Origin of the sequence: Amycolatopsis sp. NBC_01488, assembly GCF_036227105.1 — a bacterium.
In the GTDB taxonomy this organism is placed as follows: Bacteria; Actinomycetota; Actinomycetes; order Mycobacteriales; family Pseudonocardiaceae; genus Amycolatopsis.
The window spans coordinates 2,452,041-2,467,817 of record NZ_CP109434.1 but is presented as its reverse complement, the minus strand read 5'-3'; the positions used below and the strand labels follow the sequence as shown (position 1 = coordinate 2,467,817).

At 70.7% G+C, this 15,777-nt stretch carries 11 protein-coding genes; 9 read left to right on the top strand and 2 right to left on the bottom strand.

The window, feature by feature from the left end; genetic code table 11:
• Positions 1 to 58: 58 nt before the first annotated feature.
• The 3 genes from OG738_RS11835 to OG738_RS11825 all read left to right on the top strand — a co-directional run bounded on the left by OG738_RS11835 (position 59) and on the right by OG738_RS11825 (position 7,818).
• A complete protein-coding gene (locus OG738_RS11835) occupies positions 59 to 2,809 on the top strand; it encodes a transglycosylase domain-containing protein (RefSeq protein WP_329053599.1) in 2,751 nt (916 codons plus the stop codon).
• A gap of 143 nt (positions 2,810 to 2,952) precedes the next feature.
• Positions 2,953 to 5,379 (top strand): transglycosylase domain-containing protein, encoded by a 2,427-nt coding sequence (locus tag OG738_RS11830; RefSeq protein WP_442875891.1) that lies wholly within the window; start codon positions 2,953 to 2,955, stop codon positions 5,377 to 5,379.
• Positions 5,380 to 5,463: 84 nt separating this feature from the next.
• The gene (locus OG738_RS11825) at positions 5,464 to 7,818 is read left to right on the top strand and encodes a transglycosylase domain-containing protein (protein ID WP_329053597.1); all 2,355 of its coding nucleotides are present in this window, start codon (positions 5,464 to 5,466) and stop codon (positions 7,816 to 7,818) included.
• A 45-nt stretch (positions 7,819 to 7,863) separates the two neighbouring features.
• On the opposite strand, the gene OG738_RS11820 is transcribed toward OG738_RS11825, so the two are convergent.
• Positions 7,864 to 8,907, bottom strand: a complete 1,044-nt coding sequence (locus OG738_RS11820; RefSeq protein ID WP_329053596.1) for a Gfo/Idh/MocA family oxidoreductase — start codon at positions 8,905 to 8,907, stop codon at positions 7,864 to 7,866.
• 56 nt (positions 8,908 to 8,963) lie between these two features.
• Between OG738_RS11820 and OG738_RS11815 the strand changes: the two genes are divergently transcribed.
• Positions 8,964 to 10,022 (top strand): ROK family transcriptional regulator, encoded by a 1,059-nt coding sequence (locus OG738_RS11815; protein ID WP_329056664.1) that lies wholly within the window; start codon positions 8,964 to 8,966, stop codon positions 10,020 to 10,022.
• Positions 10,023 to 10,071: 49 nt separating this feature from the next.
• Complete coding sequence (locus OG738_RS11810; protein ID WP_329053594.1) at positions 10,072 to 11,622, top strand: glycosyltransferase family 87 protein; 1,551 nt, start codon at positions 10,072 to 10,074, stop codon at positions 11,620 to 11,622.
• Positions 11,623 to 11,633: 11 nt separating this feature from the next.
• Here the strand turns inward: OG738_RS11810 and OG738_RS11805 are convergent, their stop codons facing one another.
• Positions 11,634 to 12,407: a deoxyribonuclease IV gene (locus OG738_RS11805; protein WP_329053592.1), complete on the bottom strand. Its 774-nt coding sequence runs from the start codon at positions 12,405 to 12,407 to the stop codon at positions 11,634 to 11,636.
• A 114-nt stretch (positions 12,408 to 12,521) separates the two neighbouring features.
• Between OG738_RS11805 and OG738_RS11800 the strand changes: the two genes are divergently transcribed.
• From OG738_RS11800 to rpsF, 4 genes are all read left to right on the top strand, one after another.
• Complete coding sequence (locus OG738_RS11800) at positions 12,522 to 13,331, top strand: hypothetical protein (RefSeq protein WP_329053591.1); 810 nt, start codon at positions 12,522 to 12,524, stop codon at positions 13,329 to 13,331.
• Between the two features lie 122 nt (positions 13,332 to 13,453).
• Positions 13,454 to 14,353 (top strand): hypothetical protein, encoded by a 900-nt coding sequence (locus tag OG738_RS11795; protein WP_329053590.1) that lies wholly within the window; start codon positions 13,454 to 13,456, stop codon positions 14,351 to 14,353.
• Positions 14,354 to 14,459: 106 nt separating this feature from the next.
• Positions 14,460 to 15,332, top strand: a complete 873-nt coding sequence (locus OG738_RS11790) for a hypothetical protein (protein ID WP_329053588.1) — start codon at positions 14,460 to 14,462, stop codon at positions 15,330 to 15,332.
• A 102-nt stretch (positions 15,333 to 15,434) separates the two neighbouring features.
• Positions 15,435 to 15,761: a 30S ribosomal protein S6 gene (gene rpsF / locus OG738_RS11785; RefSeq protein ID WP_286000829.1), complete on the top strand. Its 327-nt coding sequence runs from the start codon at positions 15,435 to 15,437 to the stop codon at positions 15,759 to 15,761.
• Positions 15,762 to 15,777: the final 16 nt, after the last annotated feature.

Sequence of the window (15,777 nt, the reverse complement as noted above, 5' to 3'; positions counted from 1 at the left end):
CAACCGCTGAAGAGCGCAGAACGGTGCGACACCGAGCGCCGGTCTGGGAGGCCCATTCGTGAACGACGACCGCAACCGCTCCTGGCCCGGCCAGGAGCCCGATGCACCTCGCCGTGCCCAGTCAGGCCCGTGGCCGGGGGAAGACCCCGGACCCGCGTGGCCCGGCGAAGAGGCCCCCCGCCGGCCCCAGCGCGGGACGCCGCCCCGCGGCAACCCGCGTGCCGGCGGGTCGCCCGAGTGGCCCGCCGGCGACGAAGGCGGTCCCCAGTGGCCCGCCGGCGACGAGCCGACCCGGCGACCGCAGCGCCCGCGTCAGCAGGGTCAGCAGGGTCAGCAGGGCATGCCGCCGCGGCGCGCCGTCCCGCCGTCCGGCCAGCGCGCTCAGCAGGGCCCGCCCGGATCGCCGCCGCAGGGCTTCCGCCAGCCGCCGGGCGGCCGCCGGCCGACCCCGCCGCCAGGGCGTGAGCCGGACCTGATCACCCACCACGCGCACAACGGCACCGACGACGTCGGCCGCGACCCGTACGACGACGGCTACGACGACGCCGCCTTCAACGAGTTCGCCGACGACGTCGAACCCCAGGGCGAGCTCGACGAAAAGGGCAAGAAGGTCCTGACGCCGGCGCAGCGCAAGAAGCGCCGCTGGAAGATCATCCGGCGGGTGGCCTACGCGTTCGTCGGGCTGTTCTTCGTCGTCCCCGCGATCGCGTTCGTCATCACCTACTTCCTGGTCGACGTGCCGACGCCGGAGAGCATCAAGTCGCTGCAGAACCAGCCGATCACCTACTACGACGCCAGCGGCCAGGTGATGGGCCGCGAGCTGCCGCCGGGCGGCGACCGCCAGCTGCTCAAGCCGGGCGAGGTGCCCGAGGTCGTCAAGCACGCCGTGTACTCGGCGGAGGACGCGACGTTCGAGACCAACTCGGGCTTCGACGTCACCGGCATCCTGCGCGCGGTCTGGAACCAGGTCTCCGGCGGCCAGGGCGGTGGTTCGACCATCTCCCAGCAGTACATCAAGCAGGCGACGCAGAACGACGCCCCGACGCTGACCCGCAAGTGGACCGAGCTGGCCAAGTCGTTCAAGATGAACAACCAGGAGTCCAAGGAAGAGATCATCACTTCCTACCTGAACATCGTCTACTTCGGACGCGGAGCGAACGGCATCCAGGCGGCCGCGAAGGCCTACTTCAACAAGGACGCCAAGGACCTCAGCCCGTCGGAAGCGGCGCTGCTGGCCGGCCTGATCCAGGGCCCGGGCCGCTCGGAAAACCAGGCGTACGCCCAGAAACGCTGGGCCTACGTGCTCGACCAGATGGTCGCCAACAAGTGGCTCCGCCAGGACGAGCGCGCCACGGCCCAGTACCCGACGCCGATCCCGAAGAACGCCAACAAGGAGCAGAACTCGGGCAAGCTCACCTACCAGGTCCAGCAGCGGATCAAGGACGAGCTCGCGGCGAAGGGCTACGACGAGAACAAGCTGTTCTCCAGCGGCGCCAAGATCTACACCACGATCGACCCGGCGGCCCAGGCCGCGGCGGAACAGGCCGCCGCGGACGGCATGAAGGGCCAGACCGACGAGAACCTGCTGAACGCACTCGTCGCGGTCGACCCGAAGACCGGCGGCGTGATCGCCTACTACGGCGGGCCGGAGCTGGTGAAGGACGCCAACGGCAAGGACCAGATCGGGCAGGACCGGGCCAACCAGGCGAGAAACCCGGGTTCGTCGGTGAAGGCGTTCGACCTGACGGCGTTCCTCAAGATGGGCAAGGGCCTCGGCGAGGTCTTCGACGGCTCGAACAACCGGGTGCTCGGCGGCCGCGTCGTCCGGAACGCGGGTGACAGCGCCAGCTGCGGCAAGGACTGCACCGTCGCCAAGGCGATGGAGATCTCGGCGAACACCGTGTTCTACGACATGGTCCTGAACGTGACGAAGCCGTCGCGGGTCGCGGAAGCGGCGAAGGAAGCCGGGGTCAAGGTCGCGCCGAACGGCAAGAGCGTCCTCTACACCGACGACAACAACATCTCGCTCGGTGGTGGTGGCACGGCCGTGACGCCGGAGGACATGGCGGCCGCGTACGCGTCGTTCGCCAGCGGCGGCACATACCACGAGCAGCACTTCGTCGCGAAGCTGACGAACGCCCAGGACGAGGTGGAGTTCGACCAGAACAACATCAAGACCAACCCGGCGTTCGACGACGACGCGGCCAAGAGCCAGCAGATCGCGGGCAACGTCACCGAGGCGCTGGTCCCGGTCATCGACCACTCGAAGCTGAAGTGCCCGGCCGGCCACGAGTGCGCCGGCAAGACCGGTACCCAGCAGTACACGGCGAAGGCCGGCGACCCGCCGTCGTACGCGGACCGCAACGCGCAGACCTGGATGGTGGGCTACACCCCGTCCGTGTCGGCCGCGGTCTGGGTCGGCGGCGACGGCAACAAGCCGCTGCACGACCCGAAGGGCAAGCCGATCTTCGGTGCGACCGTCGCCGGTCCGACGTGGCAGAACTTCATGGACCTCTACCTCAAGGGCAAGCCGACGGAGAAGTTCGACAAGGTGCAGGCGATCGGCAAGGACGTCAACGACGTGACCACCACGCAGACGAAGCCGTCGGACACGCCGAGCACGACGACGACGCCCACCACGCCGGCGACCTCCGACAGCACCGAGCCGACCGACACCTCAACGAACACGTCGAGCCGGACGACCCGGACCCGGCCCGGACCGCCGACCACGATCATCAACCCCGGTGACGGCAACACCTTCGGTGGTGGTGGCGGAGTCGCTGCGCCACCGGGCGCCGGGCCCGGATAGCACGTCCTCCTTCAGGGCCCTCCGCACGCGCGGAGGGCCCTGAAGCGTTCCAGGAAGATCGTTTCGGCAACCTCTCCGCCGGCCGCGCGTCCCTTCCTAGAGGGGGGCGATCGTCGCTGCCCCGCACACTGGAGGACTGCCCCGTGCCCGACGATCGATCCCGCTCCTGGCCCGGCCAGGGTCCCGATCCGCGCCGTCGCGCACCCCAGGGTCCGCACGGCCAGGGTCCGCGCCACCCGCACCAGCCGTGGCAGCAGCCACCGCAGCAGCCGCCGCGCGGGTACCGGCCCGAGCCGCCGCCGATGAGCGGCGGCCCCGAGCTGATGACGCACCACGCCTACGAAGAGCCGTCCGGCCACGACGACGTCCAGCCGGACGACGACGGCAAGCCGGTCCTCACACCGGAGCAGCGCAAGAAACGGCGCTGGAAGATCATCCGGCGCGTGGCATACGGGTTCGTCGCGGTGTTCCTGGTGCTCCCCGCGATCGCGTTCGTCATCACGTACTTCCTGGTCGACGTTCCGTCGCCGACCGAGGTCGCGCAGAACCAGAGCCAGGCCGTCACCTACCTCTACGCCGACGGTTCGCCGATGGGCAAGGACGTCCCGCGCGGCGGCAACCGGGTGCTGCTGACCCCGGAGCAGATCCCCGACGTCATGAAGCACGCGGCGATCGCGACCGAGGACGACTCGTTCGAGACCAACTCCGGCTTCGACGTCGGCGGCCTGCTGCGCGCGGTCTACAACCAGGCCACCGGCGGCACCGGCGGCGGCTCGACGATTTCGCAGCAGTACATCAAGAAGGCCACCGACAACGACGCGCCCACGCTGACGCGCAAGTGGACCGAGCTGGCCAAGTCCTTCAAGATGAACCAGACGTACGAGAAGAAGGACATCATCACCGCGTACCTGAACATCATCTACTTCGGGCGCGGGGCGTACGGGGTCGGCGCGGCGTCGCAGGCCTTCTTCCACAAGGACGCCAAGGACCTCAGCTTCTCGGAGGCCGCCTTGCTGGCCGGGCTGATCCAGCAGCCGGGCCGCTCGGAGAACGACAAGGTCGCGCACGACCGCTGGAACACCGCGCTCGACCGGATGGTGAAGAACAACTACATCACCGCGGCCGACCGCGCGAAGGCGCAGTTCCCGACGCCGATCCCGCTCGAGGACAGCAAGCAGCAGGCCGGCGCGCCGCCCGCGTTCGTCGTCCAGCAGGTGAAGGACGAGCTGGCCGCGCACGACATCCCGGAGGACCGCTACTACTCCGGCGGCTTCCAGGTGCAGACGACGATCGACCCGAAGGCGCAGCAGGCCGCGGAACAGGCCGGCACCGAGGCGCTCGAGGGCCAGGTCGACGACAACCTGCTCGACGCGCTCGTCGCCGTCGACCCGAAGACCGGCGGCGTGCTCGCCTACTACGGCGGCAAGCCGATCGTGCAGGTCAACGGGCAGGACCAGGCCGGACGCGACTGGGCGAACACGCCGCAGAACCCGGGCTCGTCGATGAAGCCGTTCGACCTCACGGCGTTCCTCAAGATGGGCAAGGGCCTCGACGCGACGTTCGACGGCTCGAACAACCGCACGTTCGACGGCCGCGTCGTCCGCAACGCCGGTCCGGGCAGCAGCTGCTCGCAGGAGTGCACCGTCGCGGAGGCGATGAAGCGCTCGGCGAACACGGTGTTCTACGACATGGTCCTCAACCAGACCCACCAGGAGCCGGTCAAGGACGCGGCGCGGGAAGCCGGCGTGAAGACCAAGACCGACGACGGCGGCCAGTCGATCATCTCCACCAAGGACAACAACATCTCCCTCGGCGGTGGCGAAACCCAGATCACGCCGCTGGACATGGCGTCGGCGTACGCGACGTTCGCGGCGAACGGCCAGCAGCGCGGCCGGCACTTCGTGCAGAAGGTGACCAACTCGCAGAACGAGGTGGCGTACCAGGCTTCGACCGACGTGAAGGCGGCGTTCGACAGCGACTCGGACAAGAGCCGCCAGATCGCCGGGAACGTCACCGAGGCGCTCAAGCCCGTCATCGACTTCTCGCACCTGAAGTGCCCGGCCGGCCACGAGTGCGCCGGCAAGACGGGGACCCAGCAGCACACGAAGGTCGCGGGTGAGCCGTCGTGGGCGGCGAACGCGAACTCGCAGACGTGGATGGTCGGGTACACGCCGTCGGTTTCGGTGGCGGCCTGGGTCGGCGGCGACGGCAACAAGCCGCTGCACGGCAAGGGCAACTCGCCGATCTACGGCTCGACCATCGCCGGCCCGATGTGGCAGAAGTTCCTGTCGCTGTACCTGACCGGCAAGCCGGGCGAGCACTTCGACAAGGTCGACCGCATCGGCGGCGAGGTGCCCCCGCCGTCGTCCGACGTCGCGACGACGACGGACTCGACGCCGACGGACCAGAACACCGACAACGGCGACCAGGGCGACAACGGCGGCGACAACAACAACGGGCACGGCCACGGCCACGACCAGTCGTCGTCCTCGCAGGAGACGACGCCGAAGCACACGAAGGGCTCGACGCCGAAGGAGACGCCGACCGACACCGGCCAGCCGGGCACGTAGCCGACCGGGGTGAACCACGGGGGGCCGCGGTCCGTGTGTCCTGGCGACAGGACTGCGTCCGCAGCCCACCGTGGAGGACGGCCCGTGAACAACGACCGCACGTCACCCGGCCGGCGGCCTGACCCACGTCGTCGTCGCGCGCGACGGCCGGTGCCCCGCGCCGGGCTGCTCGGCGCCGAGCCGGAGCTGATCACCCACCACGCGCACAACGGCACCGAGCCGGACGACCCGCCGACCGTGCCGATCCTGCGGCCGCGGCCCGGCCGGCCGCCGAGCCGCCCGCGTCCGCTCACCGACGGCGACCTGCGGCGGCGACGCCGGCGGCGGGTCCGGCGGGTCTGCTACGTCGTCGCCGGGTTGTTCTTCGCCGTCCCCGCGGTCGCGTTCCTGATCACGTACCTGTCCGTCGACGTCCCCTCGCCGGAGACGGTCGCGCAGGCGCAGGGCCAGGCCGTGACCTACCTCTACGCCGACGGCACCGAGATGGGCAAGGACGTGCCGGCCGGCGGCAACCGGCAGATCCTGGCGGCGAACCAGATCCCGGACGTCGTCAAGAAAGCCGTGATCGCGACCGAGGACGCGACGTTCGAGACCAACTCCGGCTTCGACGTCGGCGGCATCCTGCGGGCGGCGTACAACCAGGTCACCGGCGGGTCCGGCGGCGGCTCGACGATTTCGCAGCAGTACATCAAGAACTCCTCCGGCAACGACGACCCGACGCTGGCGCGCAAGTGGGTCGAGCTCGCGAAGTCGTTCAAGATGAACCAGACCTACGAGAAGGCGGACATCATCACCGCCTACCTCAACATCATCTACTTCGGCCGCGGCGCCTACGGGATCCAGGCCGCCTCGCAGGCCTACTTCGGCAAGGACGTCGGGCAGCTCGACTACTCGCAGTCGGCGTTGCTGGCCGGGCTGATCCAGCAGCCGGGCCGCTCGGAGAACACCGCCGTCGCGACGAGCCGGTGGAACACCGCGCTGGACCGGATGCTGAAGAACGGCTACCTGACGCCGGCCCAGCGCGCGGCCGCGAAGTTCCCGGCGCCGATCCCGCTGCGGGAGAGCCGGCAGGCCGGCGCGCTGAACCCGTTCATCAAGAAGCAGGTCAAGGCCGAGCTGGCCGCGCAGGGCATCGACGAGAAGCAGTACTACTCGGGCGGGTTCCAGGTGTTCACCACCATCGACCCGCAGGCCCAGCAGTCGGCGGAGCAGGCCGTGGCCGAGAAGATGGCCGGGCAGACCGACGACCGGATCCTCGACGCGCTGGTGGCGGTCGACCCGAAGACCGGCGGCGTGCTCGCGTACTACGGCGGCGACGCGATCGTGAAGGGCCCGAACGGCGAGGACCAGGCCGGGCGCGACTGGGCCGACGAGCCGCACAACCCCGGTTCGTCGATGAAGCCGTTCGACCTGGCGGCGTTCCTCAAGCTCGGCCGCGGCCTCGACGCGCGGTTCGACGGCACGTCCCCGCGCACGTTCCCCGGCGTCGAGCTGCCGATCCGCAACGCGGGCGACAGCAGCAGCTGCTCGCAGCAGTGCACGGTCGCCGAAGCGATGCAGCGGTCGACGAACACGGTGTTCTACGACATGGTCCTGAACGTCACGAAGCCGTCCGGGGTGGCGGAAGCGGCGCAGGAAGCGGGCATCCGGACGGCCGGCGACGGCGGCCGCAGCAAGCTGTTCACCGGCGACAACAACATCTCCATCGGCGGCGGCGGAACCGAGGTCACCGCGGCGGACATGGCGTCGGGCTACGCGACGTTCGCGGCGGACGGCGTCCAGCGCGACCGGCACTTCGTGCAGAAGGTGACCAACGCGAACGGCGAAACGGCGTACGAAGCGAAGGACCACTCGACCGACGCGTTCGCCGACAACGACCCGCAGAAGAGCGCGCAGATCGCCGGCAACGTGACGGCGGCACTGGCCCCGGTGATCCAGTTCTCCAAGCTCAGCTGCCCGGCCGGCCACGAGTGCGCGGGCAAGACCGGCACCCAGCAGCACACCCCCCAGAACGACGAACCCGCGTCGGCGGCGAACGCGAACTCCCAGACGTGGATGGTGGGCTACACGCCCTCGGTGTCGGCCGCGGTCTGGGTGGGCAGCGACGGCGACAAGGCGCTGCGGGGCCCCGGCGGCGCACCGCTGTTCGGCTCGACGCTCGCGGGGCCGATCTGGGACCGCTTCATGCAGCTGTACCTGTCGGGACGGCCGGGCGAGCGCTTCGACCGCGTGGCGGCGATCAGCTCGCCGCAGGACCGGGTGCAGGTTCAGCAGGATCAACAAGACCAACAGGACCAGCAAGGCCAGCAGGACCAGCGCGGTCAGCAGCAGCCGGGGAACAACGACAACCGGCAACAGCAGAAGCTGGACCAGTTCCGCCAGTTCCAGCAACGGCTCCAGCAGCTGCAGGACCAGCAACGCGGAAGGAAGAGGCCGTGACGTCGGCGCTGGGGGTCACCGGCGTCACGGCCAGTCAGGGGAGGCTCAGAGCCTGATCACGGTTCCTTCGACGCCGGAGCGGTGCGCGGCCTCGATCACGCGCAGGGCTTCGACCGACGACTCGGGGTCGACCGGGAAGTCACCTTCGCCGCGCAGCGCATCGCGCACCTGGGCGTAGAACTGCTCGTAGCAGCCGATCTCGGTGGGCGCCGTCTTGAGGTCGTTGCCGACGCCGATCTTGCCCGCGTCCGACGCGGGCTCGACGCCCCAGCTGTCGTCGCCGGGGCGCATGCCCGACTTGATCTGGGGTTCCTGCACGTCGAGGCCGTACTTGGTGAACGTCGCCTGGTCGCCGAGGACCCGGAACCGCGGGTTCTGGGTGCCCGCGAGCGCCGAGGCCCACAGGTGCGACCGGACGCCGTTGGCGTGCCTCAACGCGACGAACACGTCGTCGTCGACCTGGACGCCGGCGCGGCGGCGGTCGACCTCGGCGTAGACCTGGGTGACCGGGCCGAACAGCTGCAGCGCCTGGTCGACGATGTGCGCGCCCAGGTCGTAGAGGAGTCCGCCGGCCTCGGCCGGGTCGCCGAACTCGCGCCAGTTGTCCTTGGGCTTGGGCACCCAGCGGTCGTAGCGGGACTCGAAGCGGAACACCTCGCCGAGCTTCCCGGATTCCAGGACCTTCCGGACGGTGAGGAAGTCGGAGTCGAGGCGCCGGTTCTGGAAGACCGTCAGGCCGACGCCCGCCGCCTTCGCCGCGGCGACGACCTGCTCGGCTTCCAGCGCGGTCGGCGCGAACGGCTTGTCGACGACCACCGGCAGGCCCGCCTCGATCGCGCGGAGCGCGAGCGGCACGTGTGTGCGGTTGGGCGTGCTGACCACGACGAGGTCAAGGTCGCCGCCCCGCTCGAACAGCGCGTCGGCGTCCGGCACCACCTCCGCGCCAGGGTGGTCGGTGCGCGCCTGGCCGGCGTTGCTCGACGTCGTGATCACCGCCGGGGTGAGCCCGGGCGTCGCCGCCACCAGCGGCGCGTGGAAGACGCGGCCGCCGATGCCGTACCCAAGGATGCCCACGCGCAAGTCACTCATGCGGCCCATTAAACAACACTGTTGCGTAATTGACCAGGCGTGGGAAGATCCTGTCCATGGCGGACACCGGGGTGAACCTGCGCGACGTGCGCGAACACAACCGTGCCCTGCTCCTCACGCACATCCTGCGCGCCGGCGGCCTCAGCCGCGTCGAACTCGCCGAACGCACCGGGCTCACCCAGCAGGCCGTCTCCAAGATCGTGCCCGAACTCCTCGAAGCCGGCTTGTTGGACGAAGAACGCCAGGCGTCGACGGGGGTCGGCAAGCCCCGCACGCAGCTGACCATCCGGGCCGGCGCCCGGCACGCGCTGGGTGCGCGTCTCGACCGCGACGAGTACCGCGTGCTGCGCACCAACCTCATCGGCGAGGTCGAGGAGACGGCCGGCGGCCCGCTCCCGGCCGGCTTCACGCCCGAGCAGGCCGTCGAGGCCATCGGCGCCACCGCACTCGAGCTCGCCGACGGCTTCGACGTGCTCGGCCTCGGCCTCGGCGCGGTCGGCCCGCTGGACCACCTCGCCGGCCTGGTCCGCGACGCGACGAACATGCCCGGCTGGCACGACGTCCCCCTGCGTGACCTGCTCGAGAAGCGCACCGGCCTGGCGGTGACGCTCGACAAGAACACCAATTCCGCCGCGTTCGCCCAGCTCTGGCCGCACGGCGAGCCGACGGCGACGGCGGTGGTGCTCGTCGGCACCGGCATCGGCGTCGGCCTGCTGATCGACGGACGGCTCTACCGCGGCCCGCGAACAAACGCGGGTGAGTTCGGGCACACCACGATCGCCTACGACGGTCCCGTCTGCGCCTGCGGACGACGCGGCTGCGTCGAGATCATGGCCAAGCAGGCGCCCGACACGCGGACCGCCGCCGGCTTCCTCGGGATCGGCCTCGCGGACCTCGTCCAGGTGCTCGACCTGGAGCGGATCGTGCTGGCCGGACGCGCCGTGCGGGACGAACCGGGCACCTACCGTGACGCCGTTTCGGAGCGGCTGGAGGAGCTGCTGCCGCTGCCGCACTGGCAGCGCATCGAGGTCGTCGAGGACGCCTTCGGCGAGGAGATCGTCACGCGGGGCGCCGCCGCGGAGGTCCTGGCCTCGTACTACGCGAATCCGGCATGATCACCGCCTTCACCACCGCCTAGGCCGATCACCGCTAACATCCGCAGTCGTGCCAGAGGAGACCACGCGCGAGCCGGACCCCGGCCCCGTGACGCTTACCCGGGCGGAACGGGTCGTCCCGAGCTGGAACGAGCCCCTCGCGGCCGCGGTCACCAGACCGATCGGCGGCCCGCTCGGCGAGCACGCGGCGGTCGGCAGGCACTGGTTCTGGTCGCCGCAGCGCGTCGGCCTGCTGCTGGCCACCCTCGCGCTGATGCTCTGCTGGTTCGGCAAGGGCTCCTGCATCCAGCAGTACCAGGACTCCAGCGGCGCCACCCAGCTCGACTGGCGCGCGGGCCGCCCGTTCGTCGCGATGTGCTACTCCGACATCGTGCCGCTCTACAGCTCGGAGCGGCTCGACCGGCCGGGCACCTTCCCGTACTACACGTCGTGGAAGGAGAGCTCGCAGACCGCGGAGAACGACACGCGGTACATGGAGTACCCGGTGTTCACCGGCCTCTTCCAGTGGGCGAACGCGAAGCTCGCGGCGGGCTGGGAGAACGTCGCCGAGAGCGGCTGGCTGCCCGGCGGGCTCCCGGTGGCGGTCTACTTCGACATCACGGCGTTCTTCCTGGCGCTGGCCTGGCTGGTCACCGTCTGGGCGACCGGCCGGACGATGAAACGCCGTCCGTGGGACATGGTGCTGGTGGCGGTCTCGCCGCTGGTGCTGGTGCACGCGTTCACCAACTTCGACGCGATCGCGACCGCGTTCACCGCGACCGGCCTGCTCGCCTGGGCGCGCAAGCGGCCGCTGCTCGCCGGGCTGCTGCTCGGCCTGGGCGCGACGGCCAAGCTCTACCCGCTGTTCCTGCTCGGCGTGCTGTTCGTGCTGTGCCTGCGCGCGGGCAAGCTCACGCCGTTCTGGAAGAACTCGGCCGCCACCGTCGTGACGTGGCTGGCGGTGAACGCGCCGTTCATCCTCACCGCCACCCGCGGCTGGTGGGAGTTCTTCCGGATGAACACGCTGCGGCCGATGGACCCGGACTCGCTGTACAACGTGCTCTCGTACACGACGGGCTGGGCCGGGTTCGACGGCGTGCTGCAGAAGAACCAGACGCCGACGTACCTGAACCTCACGGTCGCCGTGCTGTTCCTCGCCTGCTGCGCGGGGATCGCGTACCTCGCGCTCGCCGCGCCGCGACGGCCGCGCGTCGGCCAGCTCGCGTTCCTCGTCGTGGCCGCGTTCCTGCTGACGAACAAGGTGTGGAGCCCGCAGTACTCGCTGTGGCTGGTGCCGCTGGCGGTGCTGGCCATCCCACGCTGGCGGCTGCTGCTGAGCTGGATGCTGCTCGACGCGCTGGTCTGGGTGCCGCGGATGTTCTACTACCTCGGCGTCGACCACAAGGGCCTGCCCGAAGGCTGGTTCCTCGGCACGGTCGTGCTCCGCGACCTCGCCGTCGCCGCGCTGTGCGTGCTGGTGGTGCGCGAGATCTACCACCCGGGCACCGACCTGATCCGCGCCGACGGCGACGACGACCCGGCGGGCGGCTTCCTCGACGGTGCCCGGGACGCGATCGTCCCGAACGCCGTCCGGCGGCGCCGGAAGGTCGCGGCCGCCTAGCTTGTAATGACCTAGCCGAGCTTTTCGCGCAGGTAGGCGATGTCGGCCGCCTGGCTGCCGGCCGGGGTCTCGACGACGACCGGCGCGCCCGCGGCGCGGGCCACCTCGACCAGCGCCTCCGGGTCGATGGTGCCCTCGCCCTCGACGACGTTGGCGTGCCGGTCGCGGGTCGAGCCGAACTCGTCGCGGGAGTTGTTGAGGTGCACCAGGTCGATCCGGCCGGTGATGGCCTTGACCCGCTCGACGGCGGTGGCGAGGTCCCAGCCCGCGGCGAAGGCGTGGCAGGTGTCCAGGCAGAACCCGGCGCCGAACTCGCCGACCTTGTCCCACAGCCGGGCGATGACCTCGAGGTCGCGGGTGATCGCGTTCTCGCCGCCGGCGGTGTTCTCGATCAGGATCGGGACCTTGAAGCCGCCCTTCTCCTGCTCGCGCTCGAAGAGTTTGCGCCAGTTGTCGAGGCCGGCCTCGACGTCGTCGTTGTCGCCGACGTGCCCGCCGTGCACGATCAGGCCCTTCGCGCCGATGGCCGCCGCGCCGTCCGCGTGCTGCGTGACGTTCTTGCGGGAGGGAATCCGGATCCGGTTGTTCAGCGAAGCCACGTTGATGAGGTAGGGCGAGTGGATGAACACCTCGACCGGGTCGGCCGCGATGGCCTCGCCGTGGGGGTGCGGCTTCGGGGCCTTCCAGCCCTGCGGGTCCGAGAGGAAGAACTGGACGACGTCGGCTTTGCGCTCGGCGACCGCGGTCAACGGGTCGTCGTCACGGACATGGGCGCCAATCAGCATGCCGAGCACGCTACTCCGGCCTTTTCCTCGCCCTTCGGGACCTGGTGGTGACGCTCGTGGAGTACCGTGAGCGCGTTCCGTGATCCAGATTGGTCCGACTGCCGGAGGGCATCGATGGGGAAGCAGCTCGCCCGGATCACCGCACTGGGGTTCACTTTCGCCGCTTCGGCCGCTCTGGCGATGCCGGGCGTCGCGAGCGCGGACACCAGCCCGACTCTCGGCGGAGACTGCTCGGCCACGCTGCAGAACGGCCAGGCCCGCGACGCGAAGACCGGCCTCGTCCTCGACGCCGGCGCCCCGCTGAACGCTCCGAACCAGCTGACCGTCGGCCTCGACTCCAGCGCCAAGAACACGAACGGCTCGGCGCCGCTGCTCACGCTTCCGGTGGGGGACACCGTGCGCGCGCTCGGGATCGGGGACGTGCCGGTGGTCGGCGACGCGGCCGCCAAGACCGTCTGCCCGGCCGCGCAGGGTGTCGTGAACACCGTCGGCGGTGTGACGCAGGGTGTGGCCGGTGAGCTGCCGCCGCTGCCGCTCCCGCCGAACCCGAACCCGCCCGCGCCGCCGACGCCGCCGACGCCGCCGGGACCGCCGGGACCGAAGCCGCCGGGGCAGACGCCGCCCGGCGACAGCACCGGCCCGGTGATCACCGGCCAAGGCGGCGCCGGCCTGCCCGGTGACGCCATTTCGGGCATCTACACCAACTCCGCGCTGCTGCCCGGCAGCCTGGTGCAGGCGCCGGTGATCGCGCAGGTCATCCCCGGTCAGCAGGTCCCGACGGTCGACGAGCAGAAGTCCGGCACGGCCGAGGCGCTGCCCGCCGTCACACCGCCGGCGAAGCTGCCGATGCTGCTCGCGGTGCTCGCGCTGGCGATCGTCGCCGCGGCCCTCGTCCGGGCGTGGATCCGCCGCTCACCAGCCTGACTCTCACCGACGGTGACCCCCGCTTCCACTCGAATGCCGGACATTTCTGAGCGAGCGGGCGTCACCGTGCTGCCTTAACGTCGTTGTCCTGGGGAGAGGCGACGAGACAGAGGGTGGCGAGCATGCGGGATCGGACACGGAGGGCAACGGCGGTCGGTGCGACGGCGGTCGTCCTCGCTGGTTCGGCTGTGCTCGGCCTGCCCGGCTCCGCTTCCGCAGACACCAAGACCGTCCCCTGCGGCAGCACGGTCACCGCGAACCCCGGCGACCACATCCAGGGTTCGATCCTCGGCCTCCCCGCCATCGACCTCGGCATCGTCGGGCAGGCGACCACCGTGCTCACGAGCGTGGTCGGCGGCCTGATCAACACGGTCTGCAAGGTCACGGTGAACGTGGTCAACACCGTCGTCTCGCCGGTCCCGGTGATCGGCGCGCCCGCGGCGAGCGCGATCAACCAGGGCGCCGACGGCCTGAACTCCGCCGCGACCGGCGGCCTCGACACGATCAACGGCGGTGGCAAGCAGGCGTCGCCGCAGCCCGGCACGGGCGGCAACCCGCAGCAACCGCCGGCCCAGGGCGGGACCGGGGGCGCGCCGCAGGGCGGGACCCCGGCGGGCACCACGCCGATCCCGGACGCGAACAGCCCACTGCTGCCCGGCTTCTCGAGCAGCCCGGTGTTCGGCGGCTTCCCGTTCAGCATCGGCACGGGCTACGCGCCGATGCGCGACTACAGCGGCATCCCGTTCGCGACGGCCGGCCTGTTCACGCCGTCGCCCGCCATCCGGTACGGCAGCCAGATCCCGGGATACGCGCCGCAGTACGGCCTCACCGGACCCGACCAGCCGGCGGCCGGCAACTCGGGCATCCAGACGGCCGGGCAGGCCGAGGCGCTGCCGTCCGGGTCAACCGGCTTCACGGACGGGTCGAACCTGCCGCTGCTGATCGCGGTGCTGGCACTCTCCGGAGTCAGCGCGGGCCTCGTGCGGACGTGGGTGCTCCGCCGAATGGCCGCTGCGAATTGACCCGACTGCCGAGTATCTTTCGCGTATTCCCTTCGTTGATCCTGGTACACCTGGTGTTGCTGGTGCTTGGAACGACGCCCCCGTGATCCTCTGGAGGACAGAGCCCGTGCGGAAGACCCTGACTGTCACCGCTGTCGCCGCCTTCGTGGCCGGCGGTGCGTTCCTCTCCGCGGGCCCGGCCGCCGCCACCCAGCAGGTCGTGAGCAGCAGCTGCACGGGCACGGTCACCGCCCAGATGGGCGACCAGGTGGCGATCGACGGAGCTTCGGTCAAGACCCTCGTCACCAACGGCGCGAACAACGCCGGCACCCTCGCGGTCGGCAGCTGGGCCGGGGACTCCATCGCCAAGAACCACGCGATCCCGGTCGGCCAGGTGCCGAACTCCGCGGGCGGGGAGGCCACCGGCGCGGCGATCGGCAAGGCGGTCCGCACCGCGCTCGCCAACTCCGGCACCTGGGGCCTCGGCTTCGACTGGAACAAGACCCTCGACAGCGTGGAGAGCACCGTCGCCAAGGGCTGCAACCTGACCCTGCTCGCCGCCAACTACGTCGCCCCGAGCACGCCGGGCCAGCAGGGCACCGGCGGTACCGGCACGGCGGCGGGCGGCACCGGGACCGTCCCCGGCGGCGCGTCCGGCAACCTCTCGAACCTGAACCCGGGCACCGCGGGCGGCACCGGCGGCAGCGCGCCGATGCGCGACTACGGCGGCATCCCGACGGCGACCGCCGGCACGGCCGTCGCCCCGGGCGCGCGCTACCCGGCGAACGGCACCCTCCCCGGCGACGCCTCCGCGCCGCAGGCCGGCCAGGGCGACCAGGCCGGGCAGGGCGCCGACATCCGCGACGCGGGCAACGCGCAGTCGCTGGCTTCGCCCGGCTCGGCGAACGACGTCCAGCTGCCGATGCTGCTCGCGGTGATCGTGCTCGCCGGCGTCACGGCCGGGCTCGTCCGGACCTGGGTCGTGCGGCGCGCGAGCTGACCCCGCTGTCCGGCCCTGCCGGTACCCCCAGGTAGCCTTACCTGGACAAACCCTCCTGCCACGGACAGTCCGTGGCCGCGAGCCCATAGGAGGTGAGTGGTTGTGTCACGCCATTACGAGGTAATGGTCATCCTGGACCCCACGCTCGACGAGCGCACGGTCGCCCCCACGCTGGACAACTTCCTCAACGTGATCCGCACTTCGGGCGGTTCCGTGGAGAAGGTCGACGTCTGGGGCCGTCGTCGTCTCTCGTACGAGATCAAGAAGCACGCGGAGGGCATCTACGCCCTGCTCGACCTGAACTCGTCCTCGGACGCGGTGAAGGAGCTGGACCGCCAGCTGTCGCTGCAGGAGACCGTGCTCCGCACCAAGGTCATGCGTCGCGAGATCAAGCGCGCCGCGGCCAAGCCCGCTGCCGCCAAGGCCTGAGCCGAAGGGTATTCCC

Coding starts and splice junctions, on each gene's coding strand:
- OG738_RS11820 (WP_329053596.1), bottom strand. CDS start 8,907: ATGAGTGACTTGCGCGTGGGCATCCTTGGGTACGGCATCGGCGGCCGC.
- OG738_RS11815 (WP_329056664.1), top strand. CDS start 8,964: ATGGCGGACACCGGGGTGAACCTGCGCGACGTGCGCGAACACAACCGT.
- OG738_RS11805 (WP_329053592.1), bottom strand. CDS start 12,407: ATGCTGATTGGCGCCCATGTCCGTGACGACGACCCGTTGACCGCGGTC.
- OG738_RS11800 (WP_329053591.1), top strand. CDS start 12,522: ATGGGGAAGCAGCTCGCCCGGATCACCGCACTGGGGTTCACTTTCGCC.
- OG738_RS11795 (WP_329053590.1), top strand. CDS start 13,454: ATGCGGGATCGGACACGGAGGGCAACGGCGGTCGGTGCGACGGCGGTC.